This window comes from Mesorhizobium sp. PL10 (assembly GCF_053714315.1).
Genome location: NZ_JBSKBR010000003.1, coordinates 424,645 through 442,910, shown reverse-complemented (window position 1 = coordinate 442,910; position 18,266 = coordinate 424,645). Strand labels below are relative to the sequence as shown.

Below are 18,266 nucleotides of genomic sequence, written 5' to 3'. Positions count from 1 at the left end.
TGCGATTCCCTCCGAACTTCCGTCTCAGAGAATCACAACCAGCCAATTACGCAACAGGCCCACAGGGGGAGAAGGAAGAAACTGCGCTACATCTTCACCCGCTCCGCCTTCGGATCGTACATCGGCTTCAGCGACGCTTCCGCCGCAAAACGCTCGCCGGCGATCTCGATCTCGTATGACGAGGAAAGCACATCCGCCTCGCTCTCGCCCTTGCACGGCACATAACCCAACCCGATCGCGCCGCCAAGATGGTGGCCGTAATTGCCGGAAGTGATCGGGCCGACGATCTTGCCGTCGCGCAGGATGGCCTCGTTGTGGAAAAGCAGGGGCTGCGGATCTTTCAGCCTGAACTGCACCAGCCGGCGTGACAGGCCGGCTTCCTTTTTCTTCAGCACAGCATCGCGGCCGATGAAGTCGCCCTTGGCTGTCTTGACCGCAAAGCCGAGGCCGGCCTCAAGCACATTGTCCTCGTCGGTGATGTCGTGGCCGAAATGACGGAAGGCCTTTTCGATGCGGCAGGAATCCAACGTATGCAGGCCGCAGAGTTTCAGGCCGATATCAGCGCCGGCTTCATCGATCGCCTCGAAGACGTGCGCTGCCTGATCGGTCGAGACGTAGAGCTCCCAGCCGAGCTCGCCGACATAGGTGACGCGATGGGCGCGGGCGAGGCCCATGCCGATCTCGATCTCCTGGAACGTGCCGAAGGGATTCTTCTCGTTGGAGAAATCGTTTGGGCTGACCTTCTGGATCAGCTTTCGCGCGTCTGGACCCATCAAACAGAGCACGCTTTCCGCCGCCGTCACGTCGGTGATGACGACGAAGTCCTCGCCGACATGCCGGCGTAACCAGGCGAGATCGCGCTGCAGCGTCGCGCCGGGGACGACGAGGAAGTAGGCTGTTACCGACAGCCGCGACACCGTCAGATCGCTCTCGATGCCGCCGCGCTGGTTGAGCATCTGGGTGTAGACGATCTTGCCGGGCGCCACGTCCATGTCGTTGGCGCAGAGCTTTTGCAGGAACGCACAGGCATCGCGGCCCTCGACGCGGATCTTGCCGAACGAGGTCATGTCGAACAGACCGACCTTGTTGCGGACGGCGAGATGTTCCTCGCGCTGGTTGTCGAACCAGTTCTGTCGTTTCCAGGAGTAGCGGTATTCGCGCTCCTGTCCTTCACGGGCGAACCAGTTGGCGCGTTCCCAGCCGGCGACCTCGCCAAACACCGCGCCGCGCGCCTTCAGATGCTCATGCAGGGGCGAGCGACGCACGCCGCGCGAGGTCGCCATCTGGCGGTAGGGGAAATGGTCGGCATAGAGCAGGCCGAGCGTTTCGGAGACGCGCTGCCTGAGGTAGCGGCGGTTCTTCTGGAACGGCTGGGCGCGGCGGATGTCGACCTCCCAGAGGTCGAAGGGCGCTTCACCGTCATTGATCCATTGCGCCAGCGCCATGCCGGCGCCGCCGGAGGAGACGATGCCGATCGAATTGTAGCCGGTCGCCATCCAGTAGCCGGATAGCTCCGGCGCCTCGCCGAGATAGTAGCGGTCGTCCGGGGTAAAACTTTCGGGGCCGTTGAAGAAGGTGTGGATGCCGGCTGTCGCCAGCATTGGCATGCGGTTGACGCCCATTTCGAGGATGGGCTCGAAATGCTCCATGTCCTCGGGCAACTGGTCGAAGCAGAAATCCTCGCGGATGCCATGCATGCCCCAGGGCTTGGCCACCGGCTCGAAGGCGCCGAGCATCATCTTGCCGGCGTCTTCCTTGTAGTAGGCGCATTCGTCCGGCACACGCAGCACCGGCAGGCGGGTCAGACCTGGGATCGGCTCGGTGACGAGATAGAAATGCTCGCAGGCATGCAGCGGGATGGTGACGCCGTTCTGTGCGCCGAGTTCACGCGCCCACATGCCGGCGCAGTTGACGACGATGTCGGCCTCGATAGTGCCCTGATCCTCGCCTTGCGCCCATGACACGCCAGTGACGCGGCCGGCATTGGTGTGAACCTTGGTGACCTTGACGTTCTCGGCGATGGTGGCGCCGCGTTGGCGCGCGCCTTTTGCGAGTGCCATGGCGATGTTGGCGGGATCGCACTGGCCGTCGAGCGGCAGATGCACAGCGCCGACGACGTCGGACACGTTGAGATGCTGATACATCTCTTTGACTTCTTTCGGCGAAATCTCGCGCACGTCGACATCGAAGGCGCGGGCGAGCGAGGCCTGTCGGTAGATCTCGTGCTTGCGCTCCTCGGTCAGCGCCACGGTGATCGAGCCGACCTGGCGCATGCCGGTGCCGACTTCGGTTTCGGCCTCCAGCTTGACGTAGAGGTCGGCCGAATATTTCGCCAGCCGCGTCATGTTCTGCGAGCCACGCAACTGGCCGATCAGGCCGGCGGCGTGCCAGGTTGTGCCCGATGTCAGCTGCTTTCGTTCAAGCAGCACAATGTCGGTCCAGCCGAGCTTGGCCAGGTGGTAGGCAACCGAACAGCCGGAGACGCCGCCGCCGATGATCACGGCCCTCGCTTTATTGGGAATGGCCTTGGTGGGTATCGTCTTGGTCATGCGGCCTCGCGGCGATAGCTGGATGCGAAGCGGTGCAGGCGTTTTGCCGCTTCCTGAAGCACGGGTTCCGGCTGGCAGAGGCTGATGCGGATATGGCCGGCGGCGGCATGGCCGAAGCTGGAGCCGGGCATGACGCCGACATTCTCCTTGTCGAGAAAGGCCCAGGCGAATTTCTCGTCGTCCGGCTCGACGGCGGAGATGTCGAGCATGACATACATGCCGCCTTCCGAGCCGTGCACGGTGACGTTGTTCATACCGCGCACGGCATCGAGCAGGACGGTGCGGCGTGTCGCGTAGCGTTCGGCGATCTCCTTGACGCCATACCGGTTCTCCAGCGCCTCGGCACAGGCGATCGAGATGAAGGCCGGCAAGCCGTAGGTCGTCACCAGATTGAGGTTGGTCAAAAGCGTGATCATCTCAGCCGGGCCGGTCAGCCACCCCATCCGCCAGCCGGTCATGCCGTGGCTCTTGGACATCGAATTGATGACCAGCGTGCGCTCGGCCATGCCGGGCAGGCCGCGCGGCGAGATGTGCTCGCCGCCGCCCAGTGTCCAATAGACCTCGTCCGACAGCAGCCAGAGATCATGCTCTTTGCAGATGTCGGCCAGCTCTTCCAGCCGCTCGCGCGAATAGACGGCGCCCGTCGGGTTGTTCGGCGTGTTGATCAATATGGCGCGCGTGTTGGGCTTGAGTGCCGCGCGGATCCTGTCGGCGCGTGGCTGGAAACCGTCCTCGGCCGGCGTCTCGACCACGGTGAAACTGGCGCCGGCGGCGCTGAATGTGTTGGGGTAGGTGGCGTAGTAGGGCGCCACCACGATAGCGTGGTCGCCCTGGTCGAGAACGGCCTGAACCGCGGCATAAAGGGCTGCCTGGCCGCCCGGCGTGGGGATGACCTGATCCGGGCTCGTCTCGATGCCGCTGCAAGCGGTCGATGCCGCCGCCATAGCCTTGCGCAGGCGCGGAACGCCGGAAAGAGGCGTGTAGTGGTGGTTGCTGCCGCGCACCGCCGTCACGCAGGCTTCGATGGTTTGTGACGGCGTGTCGAAATCATGGTCGCCGACCGATAGCATGATGATGTCCTGGCCGGCCTCCTTGCGGGCCCAGGCCTCGGTATGGACCTCCCAGCCATCCTTGCCCGAAGGCACGATGCCGGTAATGCGCGATGAGGGTCTGGGCATCAGAATACTCCCGAAATTTTGTAACCGGCCTGTTCGAGCCGGCCGCGCAAGGCGGCGATATGGGCCGGGCCGACCTCGCAGCAGCCGCCGACAATGCCAGCGCCGGCCTCGACCCAGCCGATGGCCTGTTCGGCATAGGCATCAGGACCAAGATCGTGGCGAGCGTGCAGCACATCGACGGTGCCGCCGTGCTTGAGCGCCTCGGTAGAGGTGAAGCCGTTGGCATAGGCGCCGACCGGGCCGCCGAGATCGATCAGCTCGGGCAGTGCCGCGGCGATCGCTTCGGGCCGACAGCAATTGACCAGCCGTGCCGCGAGCTGCAGGCCGTCGAGCGCACGGGAGGCCGCGGCGATCCCCTCGCCGCTGCGCAGGCGCGGGGTGCCGTGGTCGGCCAGCGTCCATGATACCCAGACCGGCTTGCCGCTTTCCGATGCCGCCGTGACGGCCGCACGCGCTTCATCGGCCGAGGCCATGGTTTCGCACAGAAACAGATCGACACCGTCCGCCTGCTCGGCAACGATGCGGCGGTAGATGTCTAGTGTGTCCTGATAGGAAATGGTCAGTGCCGGCGCATAGCTGCCGAACAGCGGCGACAGGCAGCCGGCGATGGTTGCCTCTCCGGCTTGCTCGCAAGCTTGCCTTGCAAGCTCGATGCCGCGCTTCTGCAGCGGCTTGAACAGGTCTTCCGCGCCTTCCCGCGCGAGCCGCTCCGGCGTGGCCGAATAGGTGTTGATGGTGATGACGCGGGCGCCGGCACGAATGAATTCCGCATGCAGGTCGCGCACCAGATCCGGTTCGTCGATCAGCACCCTGGCAGACCACAGCGGCGTCGGCTCGGATTTGCTGCGGCGGACCAGTTCCTGGCCCATACCGCCATCGGTGAGAATAACAGTCTTCACGCCCGCAGCCTCTCATTCTTCGGATCCCACAGCGGCTCGTCTTTTTGCACGACCGCCTTGAAGCGGTCGCCAAAAATCTCGATCTCGATGGCGGTATCCGGTTCAGCCAGGTCGGCGCGCAGCATGCCGAGCGCGATCGACTTGTCGATGCGATGACCCCAGCCACCCGAGGTCGTCTCGCCGACGATCTTGCCGTCATGCCACAGCGTCGACACGGAAGGCGCATCGCAATCGCCGGGGTTTTCGACCACCAGGGTGACGAAGCGCTTCTTCACGCCTTGCTGCTTTTCGTTCTGCAGGGCTGCCTTGCCACGGAATTCCGGCTTGTCCCATTTGACGAAGCGTTCGAGCCCGCCTTGCAGGATCGTGTAGTCGGTCGAGAGGTCGCCCTTCCAGGTGCGGTAGCCTTTTTCGAGGCGCAGCGAATCCAGCGCATACATGCCGAACGGTTTTAGGCCGTGTTTTTGTCCCGCCGTCCAGACGGCGTCGAAGATGGCTGATGTGTCGCCCACCTTGGTGTGGATTTCCCAGCCGAGTTCGCCGGCGAAGGACACCCGCACCAGCTTCGCCCAGCGGCCGGCGATAGTAGTTTCCTGATGCGTCAGCCAGGGCAGGGAGAGATCCGCATCGCAGACGTCGGCCAAAATCTTGCGCGAATTGGGACCGGCGAGGATTTGCGTCGAATAGTCTTCGGTCCTGTCGGTGAGGGTGAAAGCTGCGTCCTTCGGCAAGCGCGACTTCAGCCATTCGAAATCGTGCCATTGCGCTACCGCCGCGGTGATCAGCGTCATCTGCTCTTCGCCATGGCGCACCACCGACATCTCGGTGACGATGCGGCCCTTATCATCGGCAAAATAGACGAGGCCGATGCGGCCGGGCTTGGGCACCAGGCCGGTGACCTGCAGCGCCAGCCATTCGGCTGCCCCGGGGCCTTCGAGGTTGAAGCGCGAGAAGCCGGGCAGGTCCAAAATGCCGGCGGCATCGCGCACCGCCAGGCACTCTTCGCGCACGCGGTGGTGCCATGGCCCTTCGCGGCGGAAGGTGAGCGTCGCTTCTTCCGACGTGTCGTCACCGGGTTGCGCATACCAGGTGGCGCGCTCCCAGCCATTGTAAGCGTCGAACCGGGCGCCGAGCGCCTTGATGCGATCGTGGATCGGCGACAGCTTGCGGTCGCGCCCTTCCGGCCAGGCGTGCCTGGGGAACTGGATGGCGTATTCATTGCCGTAGATCTCCATGCCCTTGGCGACGACATAGTCGGGTGCCGCGGCAAAGCTGGTGAAGCGGCGCGGATCGCAGGACCACATGTCCCATTCGGTCTGGCCCTCGGTGATCCACTCGGCCAGCACCTTGCCGGCGCCACCGCCTTGCGCGATGCCGAAAGTAAAGACGCAGGCCTCGAACGCGTTGGGAACGCCGGGCATCGGGCCGATCAGCGGGTTGCCGTCCGGCGCGTAGGGGATCGGCCCATTGATGACCTTGGAGAGGCCCGCGGTGCCGAGGATCGGCACGCGCGCGACCGCGTCGGCCAGATAGTGTTCGAGACGGTCGAGATCGTCGGGAAACAACTGGAAGGAGAAATCCTCCGGCATCGGGTCGTTATGGGTCGCCCAATGCGCGCGGCAATTGCGCTCATAGGGGCCGAGATTCATGCCGTTCTTTTCCTGGCGCAGATAGTAGGAGGTGTCGACGTCGCGCAGCAGCGGCAGTTTCTTGCCCTGTTCCTTCGACCACGCCACCAGTTCGGGGATTTCCTCGAACAATATGTACTGATGGCTCATCACCATCATCGGCACCTCGCGGCCGAACATTTTGCCGACTTCGGCGGCACGGTAGCCGGCGGCATTGACGACGATCTCGCAGCGGATTTCGCCTTGCGGGGTTGCAACCACCCATTCGTCGTTCTCGCGCCGAACACCCGTCACCGGACAGAAGCGGACGATTTTCGCGCCCATGTCGCGCGCGCCCTTGGCCAGCGCCTGGGTCAACTGCGCCGGGTCGATATCGCCATCGTTCGGGTCGTAGAGCGCGCCCTTCAGATCATGCGTCTCGATAAAGGGGTAGCGGCGCTTGATCTCGTCGGGGCCGACAATGTCGATGTCCATGCCCTGGTAGCGGCCCATGCCCTTGGCGCGCTGGAATTCCTGCATGCGCTCTTTGGTGTGGGCGAGACGGAGCGAGCCGGTGACATGGTAGTTCATGGGGTAGTCGACCGCGTCGGCGAGGCCGCGATAGAGCTCGGTCGAATAGCGCTGCATGTTCATCAGCGACCAGGACGAGGAGAAGGTCGGCACGTTGCCGGCGGCGTGCCAGGTCGAGCCCGAAGTCAGCTCGTTCTTTTCCAAGAGCACGCAGTCGGTCCAGCCCGCCTTGCAAAGGTGATAGAGCGAGGAGGTGCCGACGACACCGCCTCCGATGATCACCACGCGTGCCGTGGGAGGCAAACCGGCCATGTCAAAACCCCTCGTTCAATAAACAGGCGGCGAAACCACCCAGATGACCACTGCCGGCTCGGTGCCGGGATTGCGCCAGCGGTACGGTTTGCGCTCGAAGCGGAAGGAATCGCCTTCGACGAGCCGGTGCCAGACGCCTGCTATCTCGATCTCGAAAATGCCCGAAGCGATGTAGCCGGCCTCTTCGGTTGGCCGCAGCTGCTCGCTCTTCAGCTCCGCGCCCGGCGCGAAGATCGAACGCACCATCTCGAAACTACCGCCGAGATCGGGCGACAGAAGCTCCTCCACCAGGCCGGATTCGCTTGTGCCAAGCGTACGCCGGCTGCCGGCGCGCACGATGACGCCGCGCTCCTTCTCGATCGGGACGTCATGGCTGAAGAACAGGCTGAGCGGCACGCCGAACAGGTCGGCGAAGGCCCTGAGGTCGCCGAGCGAAGGGGTCGACAGGCCGCGCTCGACCTGGCTGACCCAGCCGACGGAGCGGCCGAGCTTCAGCGCGATCTCGGAAAGCGTCAGCCCACGCGCCTTGCGCAGCGCACGGATATCGCTCGCCAGCAGGCGTTCGTCAGGTCCCTGCAATGTTCCGGCGGTAGCTGAAGGCACAGCGGTCACATGATGAAAAATCGGAGGTGAATTTCATGAGAAACCACACCCATGAAAAAATCAAGAGGATTTTCATGGGACCACAAGATTTGCTTGCGCGATTTTGACGGTTCATGCAAAGGCTCGGCCACGAACGGTTGAATTGGGGGCGTCCGGTCGACGACCAAGGTTTGGAATCGGCGCATGATTTTTCCGGAAGCCCGTTCAGCTTGACGGTATGCGCAAAGGGACGGCCCATGCTGGAAAAAGAAGCCCAAATTGCGCAAGATGCGGCTGTTGTCGACGAGGCGATCCTGACGCGCCGTTCGGTGCGCGCTTTCCTGCCCGACATGGTCGACGACGATACAATCCGCGCCATTCTGGCCGTTGCCGCGCGTGCGCCTTCAGGCACCAATATGCAGCCTTGGCGCGTCTATGTGACCAAGGGCGAGATCAAGCAGCAGATCACCGATGCCATCCTCAATTCCGGCATCCGCGCCGAAAAGGCGGATTGGGACGAGTATCGCTACTATCCCACCCAGTTCTTCGAGCCTTATCTCACTCGCCGGCGCGCCAACGGCTTCGGGCTTTACGGCGCGCTCGGCATCGGCCGTCGCGAGGTTGACAAGATGCGCGCCCAGCACGACCGCAACTTCGTCTTTTTCGATGCGCCGGTCGGCATGATCTTCACCATCGACCGCCGGCTGAACCAGGGTTCTTGGATCGACTACGGCATGTTCCTGCAAAACATCATGGTGGCGGCGCGGGGCAGGGGCCTGCACACCTGCCCGCAAGCCGCCTTCGCACCCTATCACCGGCAGATCCGGCCGGTGCTGAACATTCCGGACGAGGAGATCGTCGTCTGCGGCATGGCGCTCGGCCATGAGGATACGTCCAAGCCCGAAAACGACTTCCGCACCGACCGCGTGCCTTTGGAAGAGTGGGTGACGTTCAGCGAGTAGGGGTGCACCAGGTAAAGCTGGTGCACGTCTATTCCACGCTCAATTGCGCTCCGTGGCCGCTGACATGGGCACCGTCCTGCGGTGTCAGCTTGAGATAGGCGATCAGCGCGCAGAGCGTGATGATGCCCTCAACCACGAACAGGATGCGGAAGTCGTTGGTCACGGCCGGCCCGCCGCCGGCCAGGAATGAGAGCAGTGCGGCTGCCAGGCCGACGCTGATCGCCACCGCCAGCTGCCACAGAATGTAGTAGAGGGCGCTGAAGCGGGCGAGTTGGTCCGGCGCAATATCGGAATAGGCGAGATTGCCTGTCGAGGCCCATTGCGCCGAGCGCAGAACACCGAAGGCGAAGATATAGGCAAGCACGATCCAGACCGGCGTGGTTGCTTCTATCAGGGCGAAGCCGGCAACCATCGCGGCAACGATCGGCGTGTTGACGACCAGCACGCGGCGAAAGCCGAAGTGGTTGAGCAGGCGCGGCATGAAGACACGCATGATCAGCGAGCCGATCGCCGCGACGAAGGTCAGCGATCCCGCCTGCACCGCGCTCATGCCGAAGCCGAGCTGGAACATCAGCGGCAGCAGGAAGACGACGGAGCTTAGGCCGATCGTGTCCAGCCCGCCGCCGGTGAGGAAGGAGATGCGGAAGGTGCGGATGCGCAGCAGTTTCAGGTCGAGCAAGGGGTTGCGGGCACGCAGGCAGTATAAGGAGGCAATCGTCAGGATGACGATCGCCAGCGCCAGCTCAGCCGCAATCATGCTGCTGCTCGCGTCTTTCGCGGCAAGCGAATCCATGCCGAAGACCAGCAGCACCATGCCGCTGCCGACCAGCAGGAAACCCGGAAAATCAAACGGCGTGCGCACCGGTTTGGTGACCGTCGGAAACAGCGAGGCGGCAAGCACGGCCGCTGCCAGTGCGAATGGCACGTTGATGAAGAAGATCCAGCGCCAGGAGATGTAGGTGGTCAGCGCGCCGCCGACGAGCGGGCCGACCAACGGCCCGGACTGGCCGGCGAGCGAGATATACATATTGATCTTGAGCGTGCGGCTGCGCGGGAAGGTCGACAGGATAACGACCTGGCCGAGCGTCCCCATCAAGGCGCCGCCGAAGCCTTGCAACGCACGGGCGCCGACCAGCGTCCAGATGTCGTTGGACAGCCCGCACAGCGCCGATGACGCCGCAAACACCAGCAAGGCAAAGCAGTAGACATTGCGCAGGCCGAAGCGGTCGGCGGCCCAGCCGCCAAGCGGCATCGAGATGATCAGGCTGGCGACATAGACGGTGATCAACAGGCCGAGCTGGCTCGGCGGGCGCGCGAGGCTTTCGCCGATCCCGGGCAGGGCGGTGACCACGACATTCTGGTCGAGGCTGGTCATGAACACGCCGCAGGCGACCGTCAGCGGCAGCAGGAGCAAGGCTCTGGCCGACACATCGGCGCGATCCGTGGCGCCGGCGGATATTTCAGCAGTCATGGGGATGTTCGAACCAAACGACGATGCCGACTCTGAGACGGGATTCTTTTAAACCCCTTGGACCGGTTGGGCGGCCACGCTTCCCACCATGGGCCTCCACGGCAGGATTCTCTAGCGACAGAACCGGCTGGCCTTGATGCCAGAAGCCGGATGACTGAGCCTTTCTTACCGCGTCCGCTACTGCACTTCGTAGCCGACTTCCTCGCTGGCATGGCAGAGCGCCTTCCAGAACGAACGAGCAAAGGAGCGGAAGACATAGATGTCGAACTGGTCGGCGCCGGTGCGCTGGATCTGGGCGAAGACGTCGTGATGGGTGGTCGAGCGGCCGGCGCCGATGGGGAAGGCGGGCAGGGCGAAGTCGATGGCGAAGAATTTCGCCAGCACCCATTCCGCCTTCGGCCCGGCGATGCGGATCGCGGTGCGGCCATGCGACAGATCGGTCACCGTGCCCATGGCCGGGGTGACGACCTTTGCAAAGGCCGCTGCCAGGCCCTCGGCCGCATCGACGACGGTGAATTTGCCCGGCGCAAAGCCGAACACAGCTTTGGCGCCATCGGCGATGCCGCCGCCGGCGCCATCGGGCAGAGCGAGGCCGGTGACACTGCGGATGGCCGCGATGAGTTTCTTCTCCTCGCCGGGCCATGCGGCGAGCTGCAGGATCGATCCCGGCCTGGTTTCGGACAACAGGACATCGACGCCATGTTCGAAATTGCCGTGCGAACCCGGATGGAACACCGGTTCAAGCGGTGATTGACGCTCAACCATGCATGCGGCTCCCGTCCGGGTCGTAGAAGTGGTTGGAGACGATCTCGACCGGCCCGAACCGTTTGCGCAGCGGATCGGAGACGAACGCGCGGGTGCCGTGCCTGGCCTTGCCGCCCTCGACCAGGGCCAGCGCGATGTGCTTGCCCAGCGCCGGCGAATAGCAGCAGGCGGTGATGTGGCCAATGGAATCGTGCGGGTTGGCTTCGTCCAGTTCCTCGACGATATGGGCGCCGCCATTGAAAGGCCGGTTGTCGAGCGAGACCAAGCCTACCAGCTGCAGCCGGTCCGGCGCGATAAGGCCTTCGCGATCCATCATCGCCGAGCCGATGAACGGCTTCTTCTTCGACAGCATCCAGTCGAGATGCAGGTTGCGCGCCGTGGTGCGGCCGTCGATCTCGGCGCCGGTGACGTGGCCTTTCTCGATGCGCATGGTGCCCAGCGCTTCCAGTCCGTAGGTGACCAGCCCGAACGGCTTGCCGGCCTCGACCAGCGCTTCCCAGACATGAGTGCCGTGGCCGGTGCCGGAATAGACCTCGAACGCCATCTCGCCGGAGAAGGACAGCCGGCAAATCATCACCGGAACGCCGGCAATCTGGCCGTGCACAATGCCCATGAAGGGCAGGGCTGTGTTGTCTACCGCAGTGCCGGAGACGCAGGCGGCCAGGATGGCGCGTGCCTTCGGCCCGCCGATGGCTGCACCAGCCCATTCGTCGGTCACCGAGGTGACGTGCACCTTCAACTCCGGCCAGATGACATCGAGGAAATATTCCAGATGCTGCATCACCTTGCCGGCGTTGGCAGTGGTGGTGGTCATCAGGAAATCCTGTTCGCCAAGCCGCCAGGTGGTGCCGTCGTCGAAGGCAAGCCCATCCTCGCGCAGCATCAGCCCGTAGCGGGCCTTGCCGACTGCAAGGGTGGAAAACATGTTGGTGTAGACGCGGTCGAGGAATTCCGCCGCATCCGGCCCCTGTACGGCGATCTTTCCCAGCGTCGAGACATCGACGATGCCGGCACTTTCGCGCGTGGCCTTGGCTTCACGAACATAAGCCTGCTCGATCGTCTCGCCGGCAAGGCCGTAGATCATCGGCCGGAACCAGAGGCCGGCAGAATACATCGTCGCGCCATTGGCCAAGTGCCAGTCATGCATCGGCGTCAGTCGCTCGGGCTTCAAATCGCCGAAACGTTCAGCGGCGAGCGAGCCGATCGACACCGCCGAATAGGGCGGGCGGAACCGCGTCGTGCCGACTTCGGGGATCGGCTTGCCGAGCGCCTCGGCCATGATGGCGAGACCCGGCACGTTGGAGTTCTTTCCCTGGTCGGTCGCCATGCCGAGCGTGGTGTAGCGCTTCAGGTGCTCGACCGAGACAAAACCCTCGCGATGCGCCAGCCGCACATCTTCCGCGGTGACGTCATGCTGGAAGTCGACGAAGCTCTTTCCTTTCGCCTTGATCTCGAACACCGGCGCCGGATCGGGATTGCCGGGTGCCGCTTCGACATCCGGCAAGGCCGCCGGCGCACTTGCGCCACCTGCCGCGGACAGGCCGGCGGCGCGGCCCTCAGCGATGGCTTCGACGGTCGAAAAACTGCCGTTGAAGGCGCCGGCGCCAATCCATTGCCGAGTCGGTTTCGGCGGCAGGAAGGCTTGGCGGTCGGCGTTCCATTCTGCCCTGGCACCGGCCTGGCTGGCGAGATGGATGGTCGGCGACCAGCCACCCGACATCAGCAGGCAATCGGCGTGGATGCTCCTGATATCGCCGCTCAGCACGCCCGAGTTCATGTCGAAGCGCTGCACCTTGAGGCCACTCAGCGCCTTGCCGCCTTCGGTGGCGACCACCGCATGGCCGGAGAGGATTTCGGCTTCGGCCTCGGTGGCGAGGCTGCGCATCTCGGCGGACAGTTCGGCGCGAACGTCGACGATGGCGACGATGGCCGCGCCGGCTTTCTTCAGCGCCAGTGCCGAGCGATAGGCGCTGTCATTGTTGGTGAACAGCGCGATCCTGTCGCCCGGCAGCACGCCATAGTCATTGGCATAGCGTTCGCCGGCATGGGCCAGCATGACGCCCGGCCGGTCATTGCCGGGAAATACCAGCGGCCGCTCGAAGGAGCCGGTGGCCAGCACCACAGTCTTGGCGCGGATCGCCCAGTAACGATGGCGCGGTTCACCTTTCCCGGGCGTTTCCTTGTGGTCGGTGACGCGCTCGAGTGCGGCGAGCGTGTTGCCGTCATAATAGCCCCACACCGTGGTGCGTGGCAGCAGACGGACCGTGTCATGGCCTTCGAGCTGGCTGACGGTGCGCGCCGCCCATTCGGCGGCCGGCGTGCCGTCGATGGTTTCGCCGGACCAGTTGGCCGAGCCGCCGAAACGCGGCTCGAGTTCGGCAAGGATGACGCGGGCGCCCTGATCAGCAGCCGTCTTTGCGGCCGACAGGCCGGCTGGGCCGGAGCCGACAACCAGCACGTCGCAGAACGCGTTCATGCGCTCGTAGCGTGAGGTGTCGGCGGCAATGCCAGCGCGGCCTAGCCCGGCGGCGCGGCGGATGAAATGCTCGCAGAACATCCAGAAGCGAGTGCCTTTCAGCGGGCCGAAGACCGGACCCATGAAGGTCTTGTAGTAGAAGCCGGCGGCCAGGATCTTGCCGCCAAGCTGGTTGACGGCGTTGACGTCCCAGGCGAGCGAGGGAAATCGGTTCTGGCTGACGGCCACCAGCCCGTCATAGATCTCGACCATGGTCGCGGCAACGTTGGGCTCGCGCACTTCGCCGCGCAGCACCGTGACCAGCGCATTCGGCTCCTCGACACCGGCGGAGAGCACGCCGCGCGGACGGTGGTATTTGAACGAACGCCCGAACAGCGTGACGCCGTTGGCCAGCAGCGCCGAGGCCAGCGTGTCGCCGGCATGGCCGGTGTAGGGCGTGCCGTCAAAGGTGAAACGGATGGTGCGCAGCCGGTCGATGCGGCCGCCGGTCTCGGTGCGGCGCGGGCTCACGACTTGCCCCCCGCCTTGTGCCGGCCGGCGGCATTGTGGTCGCCGCGGGCGAAGCCGGTGCTGGAAATCTCATGTGTGACGGTGTTGCGCACCATCCTCAGATGCGTGCGGCAGCCGCCGGAATGCTGCCAGATCTCATTGTGGTCGCCGGCCGGGTTCAGCCGGTCGTAGACATAGGCGTTCCAGGCGTCGAGGTCCTGCGAGGCGGGCTGCGGGCGCTCGCGGTTGCCGTCGCCCTGATAGGTGAATTCGATGACGTCGCGCGGGCCGCAATAGGGACAGGTAATAAGCATTGGTTGAACCCTAATGCAGCCGGGGCGTCGCGCCCTGGCCTTTGTCGTCGATCACCAGGCCGCGATAAAAACGGTCGAGCGTGAACTGCGCGTTGAATGCGTGCGGTTCGTCCTTGGCGATGGTGTATGCAAAGCACCAGCCCGAGGCCGGCGTCGCCTTGAAGCCGCCATAGCACCAGCCGCAGTTGAGATACATGCCGGGCAGCGGCCCGGTGGTGATGATCGGCGAACCGTCCATCGACATATCGCAGACGCCGCCCCAGGAGCGCAGCATGCGCACGCGGGCAAGGCCCGGAAACAGCGCCAGCATCTCGCTCATCACCTCGTCGACAACAGGCAGATTGCCGCGCTGGGCGTAGCTGTTGTAGCCGTCAATGTCGCCGCCATAGACGAGGCCGCCCTTGTCGGACTGCGACATGTAGAAATGCCCCATGCCGAAGGTCAGCACCGTATCTATGAAGGGTTTCAGCGATTCGGTGACGAATGCCTGCAGCACATGGCTCTCGATCGGCATCCTGTCGACACCGGCAAGCTGCATCACCCGTCCGGTGCTGCCGGCCACCGCCACGGCAACCTTCTTGCCGCGGATCTCGCCGCGCGTCGTCTGCACGCCTGTGATGCGGTCTCCGTCGCGCAGGAAGCCGGTGACCTCGCAATTCTCGATGATGTCGACGCCACGGCGGTCGGCGCCGCGCGCATAACCCCAGGCGACGGCGTCGTGGCGGGCAGTACCTGCGCGCGGCTGCATCAGGCCGCCGACGATGGGAAAGCGCGCCGAGGCCGACATGTCGAGCGCCGGCACCAGCCGCTTGATCTCTGCCGTGCTCATCAGTTCTGCGTCAACGCCGAGATGGCGCATGGCGTTGCCGCGCCGTGCATAGTCGTCGAACTGGGCCGGCGTGTGGGCAAGGTTCAGGCAGCCGCGCTGCGAGAACATGACGTTGTAGTTGAGGTCGTGCGAGAGGTTCTCCCACATCTTCATCGAATGTTCGTAGAAGCGGGTATTGGAGGGCAGAAGGTAGTTGGAGCGCACCGCTGTGGTGTTGCGGCCGACATTGCCGGAACCCAGCCAGCCCTTCTCCAGCACGGCGACATTGGTGATGCCGTGCTCCTTGGCCAGATAATAGGCCGTCGACAGGCCATGGCCGCCACCGCCGATGATGATGACATCATAGGAAGCCTTGGGATCCGGCTTGCGCCAGGCCGGCTTCCAGTCCTGGTTTCCCCTGAGCGCGTTCGTGAGAAGCGAAAAGGCCGAATATTCCGCCATTCTTCATGCCATCCCTAGAGCACGATGCCGAAAAGTGTGAAGCGGTTTTCGGACGACATCATGCTCTGTATCTTTGATTTTCAGAGCCGGATCGCTTCAGGTCGAACAGACCTGAAATCATCCGGCTCGGGTGCGATGCGGCAGACTATAGAGCAGGCGGCGGGCGCAAAGCCAAGATTGCGCCATGGCTTTTCGACTGGCCGACTCCCGCAAGGCCGCCAATCGCCATGACTTGGCGCCATGACTTGGCCATGACTTGCCCCTTGGGATGAGCGTCTTTATCAAGGACCGCTTTAGAAGCGGCCTTTGCCGCGATTGAGTCGTGAGCATTATGTTTTTTCGCTTCTTCCGCCTGCTGCTCATCCTCGCGCTCGTTGTCTCTGCGCCGCATTCGTTCGGCGCGATGGCGCAGGGGCTGGGCCAGGCGCCTGCCGGGCTGGTCGCCGACCAGCAGAAAATCCTCCAGGACCTGAAGACGAAAACCGACACTCTGGAGAAGAAGGTCCAGGACGACGGCGTTGAGGACGCCACCCTTGTCGACATCCGCCTGCAGTTGGAAGAGCTGTCGCGCGATGCTCTGAACAGCGCGCTGGCATTCCGTTCGCGGCTTGGGGAGATCAACTCAAGGCTTGAGCAGATCGGCGCGCCGCCGGCCGCGGGGCAGCCGCCTGAACCGGATATCGTGACTGGCGAGCGCCAGGCGCTCGCCTCCGAAAAGGCCGAGATCAATGCCGTCATTGCCAGCGCGCAGACCCTGTCGATCCGTATCAATGCGCTGATCGAGGCGATCGGCAACAAGCGCAGCGAGCTGTTCCGCAGCGGGCTTACCAAGCGCTATGTGCTGTCCGATGCGCTGAGCCCGCAGGTCTTTTCAGACGCCCGCGACGAATACGCCAACCTTTTCAGGGCGGTATCGTCGTGGCTGAGCTTTGCCTTCAAGTTCAAGTTCCAGGCGATGCTTGCAGCGACATTCATGTCGCTGGGGCTGGCGGCGGTGCTTCTCGTCGGGGGACGCCGCCTGTTCGGGCGCATCTTCGAAGCCGATCCATCGGTCGAGGATCCTACCTATCTCAGCCGGCTGTCAGTGGCGTTCTGGTCGACCTTGCTGCCGACGCTGGCGGTCAGCGCCTTCCTCGTTTCGACTGTCTTTCTCTACAATTATTACAATGTGCTGCGCGGTGACATCGGCGTCTTCCTCAACGCCCTGGCCGCGGTCATCGCGGTGGTGTTCTGCGTCAATCGCCTGACCAATGCGGCGCTGGAACCGCGGATGCCGAACTGGCGCCTGATCCAGGTCGAAACCGGCCCGGCGCGCTGGCTGGTGCGGCTGACGACGGCCATGGCGGTCGTCATCGGCGTCAACAACTTTCTGTCGATCGTCAACGACAAGATGGGTTCGCCATTGTCGCTGACCATCGCCAGAAGTTTTGTCGCCACCGTCATCGTCGGCGTCATCCTGATCCTGATGGCGTTGCTGAGGCCATATAAGGGAGCCGACGGTAGCTGGCGCCCCTGGCCGGCCTGGCTGCGCTACACATCCGTTGCGCTGGGTCTATCGACGATTACGGCGGCGCTGTTCGGTTATATCGGCCTTGCGATCTTCGTCTCGCTGCAAGTCGTGGTCACCGGCACTATCCTGGTCACCGCCTATATCGGCTTCCTGTCAGCGCGCGAGGTCGGCGAGGAGGGCGGTTTCGCCGGCACCTCGATCGGACGCTGGCTGTCGGCCAATGCCGGCTACGAGGATACCGCGCTCGACCAGCTCGGCCTGGTCGTAAGCGTCGCCATCAACCTGATGATCGTGCTGGTGTTCCTGCCGCTGATCCTGTTTATGTGGGGGTTCCAGCCCGGCGACATCCAGGCTTGGGCCTACAAGCTGGCGACAGGCATCACCATCGGCTCGGTGACGATTTCGGTTACTGGCATCCTCACCGGCATCGTCGTCTTCATCATCGGCTATTTCCTGACCCGATGGTTCCAGGGCTGGCTCGACGGCTCGGTGATGGCGCGCGGCAAGGTCGATACCGGCGTGCGCAATTCGATCCGGCTGGCGGTCGGCTATGCCGGCGTCGCCGTTGCCGGTCTCGTCGGCATCTCGGCTGCGGGTATCGATCTCTCCAACCTGGCGCTCGTTGCCGGCGCACTTTCGCTGGGTATCGGCTTCGGCTTGCAGAATGTCGTGTCCAACTTCGTGTCCGGCTTGATCCTGCTCGCCGAGCGGCCGTTCAAGGTCGGCGACTGGATCGTCGCCGGCGACACCTCAGGCACGGTCAAGAAGATCAGCGTGCGCGCCACCGAGATCGAGACCTTCCAGCGGCAGTCGGTGATCCTGCCCAACTCGAACCTGATCAACAATGCCGTCGGCAACTGGACGCACCGCAACAAGCTCGGACGTGTGGAGATCAAGGTCGGCGTCGCCTACGGCAGCGACGTCAAGCGGGTGCACGCCATCCTGCTGGAGATCGCGCGCGGCCATGCGCTGGTGCTGAAGAACCCGGAGCCGTTCGTTCTGTTCACCAATTTCGGGTCGGCGGCACTTGAGTTCGAGATCCGCGTGTTCCTGGCCGACGTGCTGAACGGCGCGATCGTTCAGAACGATATTCGCTTTGCCGTACTCGATGCCTTCGATAGCGAGCATATCGAGATCCCTTCGACGCCGCGCGCCGAGGTCAAGGTCAAACAGACCGAGGCATGGCCGCTCGACGACGACAAGATCGAAGTCGAGTTCGCCGAGAAGGAGCAGGCGGAGGCGGAAGCGGCAGCCGAGAAGGCGCGCCTGGCCAAACCGGGCCGAAAGGCGCGCAAACCCGATCCCAGCTAGGGGGCCCCAGGCTCCTTCCAAACCAATTGCGGCATGAATG

12 protein-coding genes are annotated in these 18,266 nt (G+C 63.9%); 2 read left to right on the top strand and 10 right to left on the bottom strand.

Annotated elements, in window-relative coordinates:
* Positions 1-86: 86 nt before the first annotated feature.
* The 5 genes from ACWGTO_RS08325 to ACWGTO_RS08305 are packed head-to-tail and all read right to left on the bottom strand — an operon-like array spanning position 87 to position 7,634.
* Positions 87-2,549, bottom strand: coding sequence for a GcvT family protein (locus ACWGTO_RS08325; RefSeq protein ID WP_454574373.1), 2,463 nt, complete (start codon positions 2,547-2,549; stop codon positions 87-89).
* A complete protein-coding gene (locus ACWGTO_RS08320) occupies positions 2,546-3,727 on the bottom strand; it encodes a pyridoxal phosphate-dependent aminotransferase (protein WP_454574372.1) in 1,182 nt (393 codons plus the stop codon). Before ACWGTO_RS08320 ends, ACWGTO_RS08325 begins: the two co-directional genes overlap by 4 nt.
* Positions 3,727-4,626 (bottom strand): homocysteine S-methyltransferase family protein, encoded by a 900-nt coding sequence (locus ACWGTO_RS08315; RefSeq protein ID WP_454574371.1) that lies wholly within the window; start codon positions 4,624-4,626, stop codon positions 3,727-3,729. Before ACWGTO_RS08315 ends, ACWGTO_RS08320 begins: the two co-directional genes overlap by 1 nt.
* The gene (locus ACWGTO_RS08310) at positions 4,623-7,076 is read right to left on the bottom strand and encodes a GcvT family protein (protein ID WP_454574370.1); all 2,454 of its coding nucleotides are present in this window, start codon (positions 7,074-7,076) and stop codon (positions 4,623-4,625) included. The genes ACWGTO_RS08315 and ACWGTO_RS08310 overlap by 4 nt, the downstream gene beginning before the upstream one ends.
* 15 nt (positions 7,077-7,091) lie before the next feature.
* Positions 7,092-7,634 (bottom strand): helix-turn-helix domain-containing protein, encoded by a 543-nt coding sequence (locus ACWGTO_RS08305; protein ID WP_454574388.1) that lies wholly within the window; start codon positions 7,632-7,634, stop codon positions 7,092-7,094.
* Between the two features lie 281 nt (positions 7,635-7,915).
* Here ACWGTO_RS08305 and ACWGTO_RS08300 point away from each other — a divergent pair, with 281 nt between their 5' ends.
* Positions 7,916-8,620 carry a nitroreductase gene (locus tag ACWGTO_RS08300; RefSeq protein WP_454574369.1) on the top strand — a complete coding sequence of 235 codons (705 nt, stop codon included), beginning with the start codon at positions 7,916-7,918 and terminating at the stop codon, positions 8,618-8,620.
* A gap of 28 nt (positions 8,621-8,648) precedes the next feature.
* Here the strand turns inward: ACWGTO_RS08300 and ACWGTO_RS08295 are convergent, their stop codons facing one another.
* The 5 genes from ACWGTO_RS08295 to ACWGTO_RS08275 form a co-directional block, all read right to left on the bottom strand.
* A complete protein-coding gene (locus ACWGTO_RS08295; RefSeq protein ID WP_454574368.1) occupies positions 8,649-10,091 on the bottom strand; it encodes an MFS transporter in 1,443 nt (480 codons plus the stop codon).
* 177 nt (positions 10,092-10,268) lie between these two features.
* Positions 10,269-10,856, bottom strand: coding sequence for a sarcosine oxidase subunit gamma family protein (gene soxG, locus ACWGTO_RS08290; protein ID WP_454574367.1), 588 nt, complete (start codon positions 10,854-10,856; stop codon positions 10,269-10,271).
* A complete protein-coding gene (locus ACWGTO_RS08285) occupies positions 10,849-13,842 on the bottom strand; it encodes a sarcosine oxidase subunit alpha (protein ID WP_454574366.1) in 2,994 nt (997 codons plus the stop codon). Before ACWGTO_RS08285 ends, soxG begins: the two co-directional genes overlap by 8 nt.
* Positions 13,839-14,135 carry a sarcosine oxidase subunit delta gene (locus tag ACWGTO_RS08280; RefSeq protein WP_454574365.1) on the bottom strand — a complete coding sequence of 99 codons (297 nt, stop codon included), beginning with the start codon at positions 14,133-14,135 and terminating at the stop codon, positions 13,839-13,841. Before ACWGTO_RS08280 ends, ACWGTO_RS08285 begins: the two co-directional genes overlap by 4 nt.
* Positions 14,136-14,145: 10 nt before the next feature.
* Positions 14,146-15,405, bottom strand: a complete 1,260-nt coding sequence (locus ACWGTO_RS08275) for a sarcosine oxidase subunit beta (RefSeq protein ID WP_454574364.1) — start codon at positions 15,403-15,405, stop codon at positions 14,146-14,148.
* 331 nt (positions 15,406-15,736) lie between these two features.
* On the opposite strand from ACWGTO_RS08275, the gene ACWGTO_RS08270 reads away from it, so the two are divergent.
* Entirely contained in the window at positions 15,737-18,226 is a 2,490-nt protein-coding gene (locus ACWGTO_RS08270; protein WP_454574387.1) for a mechanosensitive ion channel family protein, read from the top strand.
* Positions 18,227-18,266: the final 40 nt, after the last annotated feature.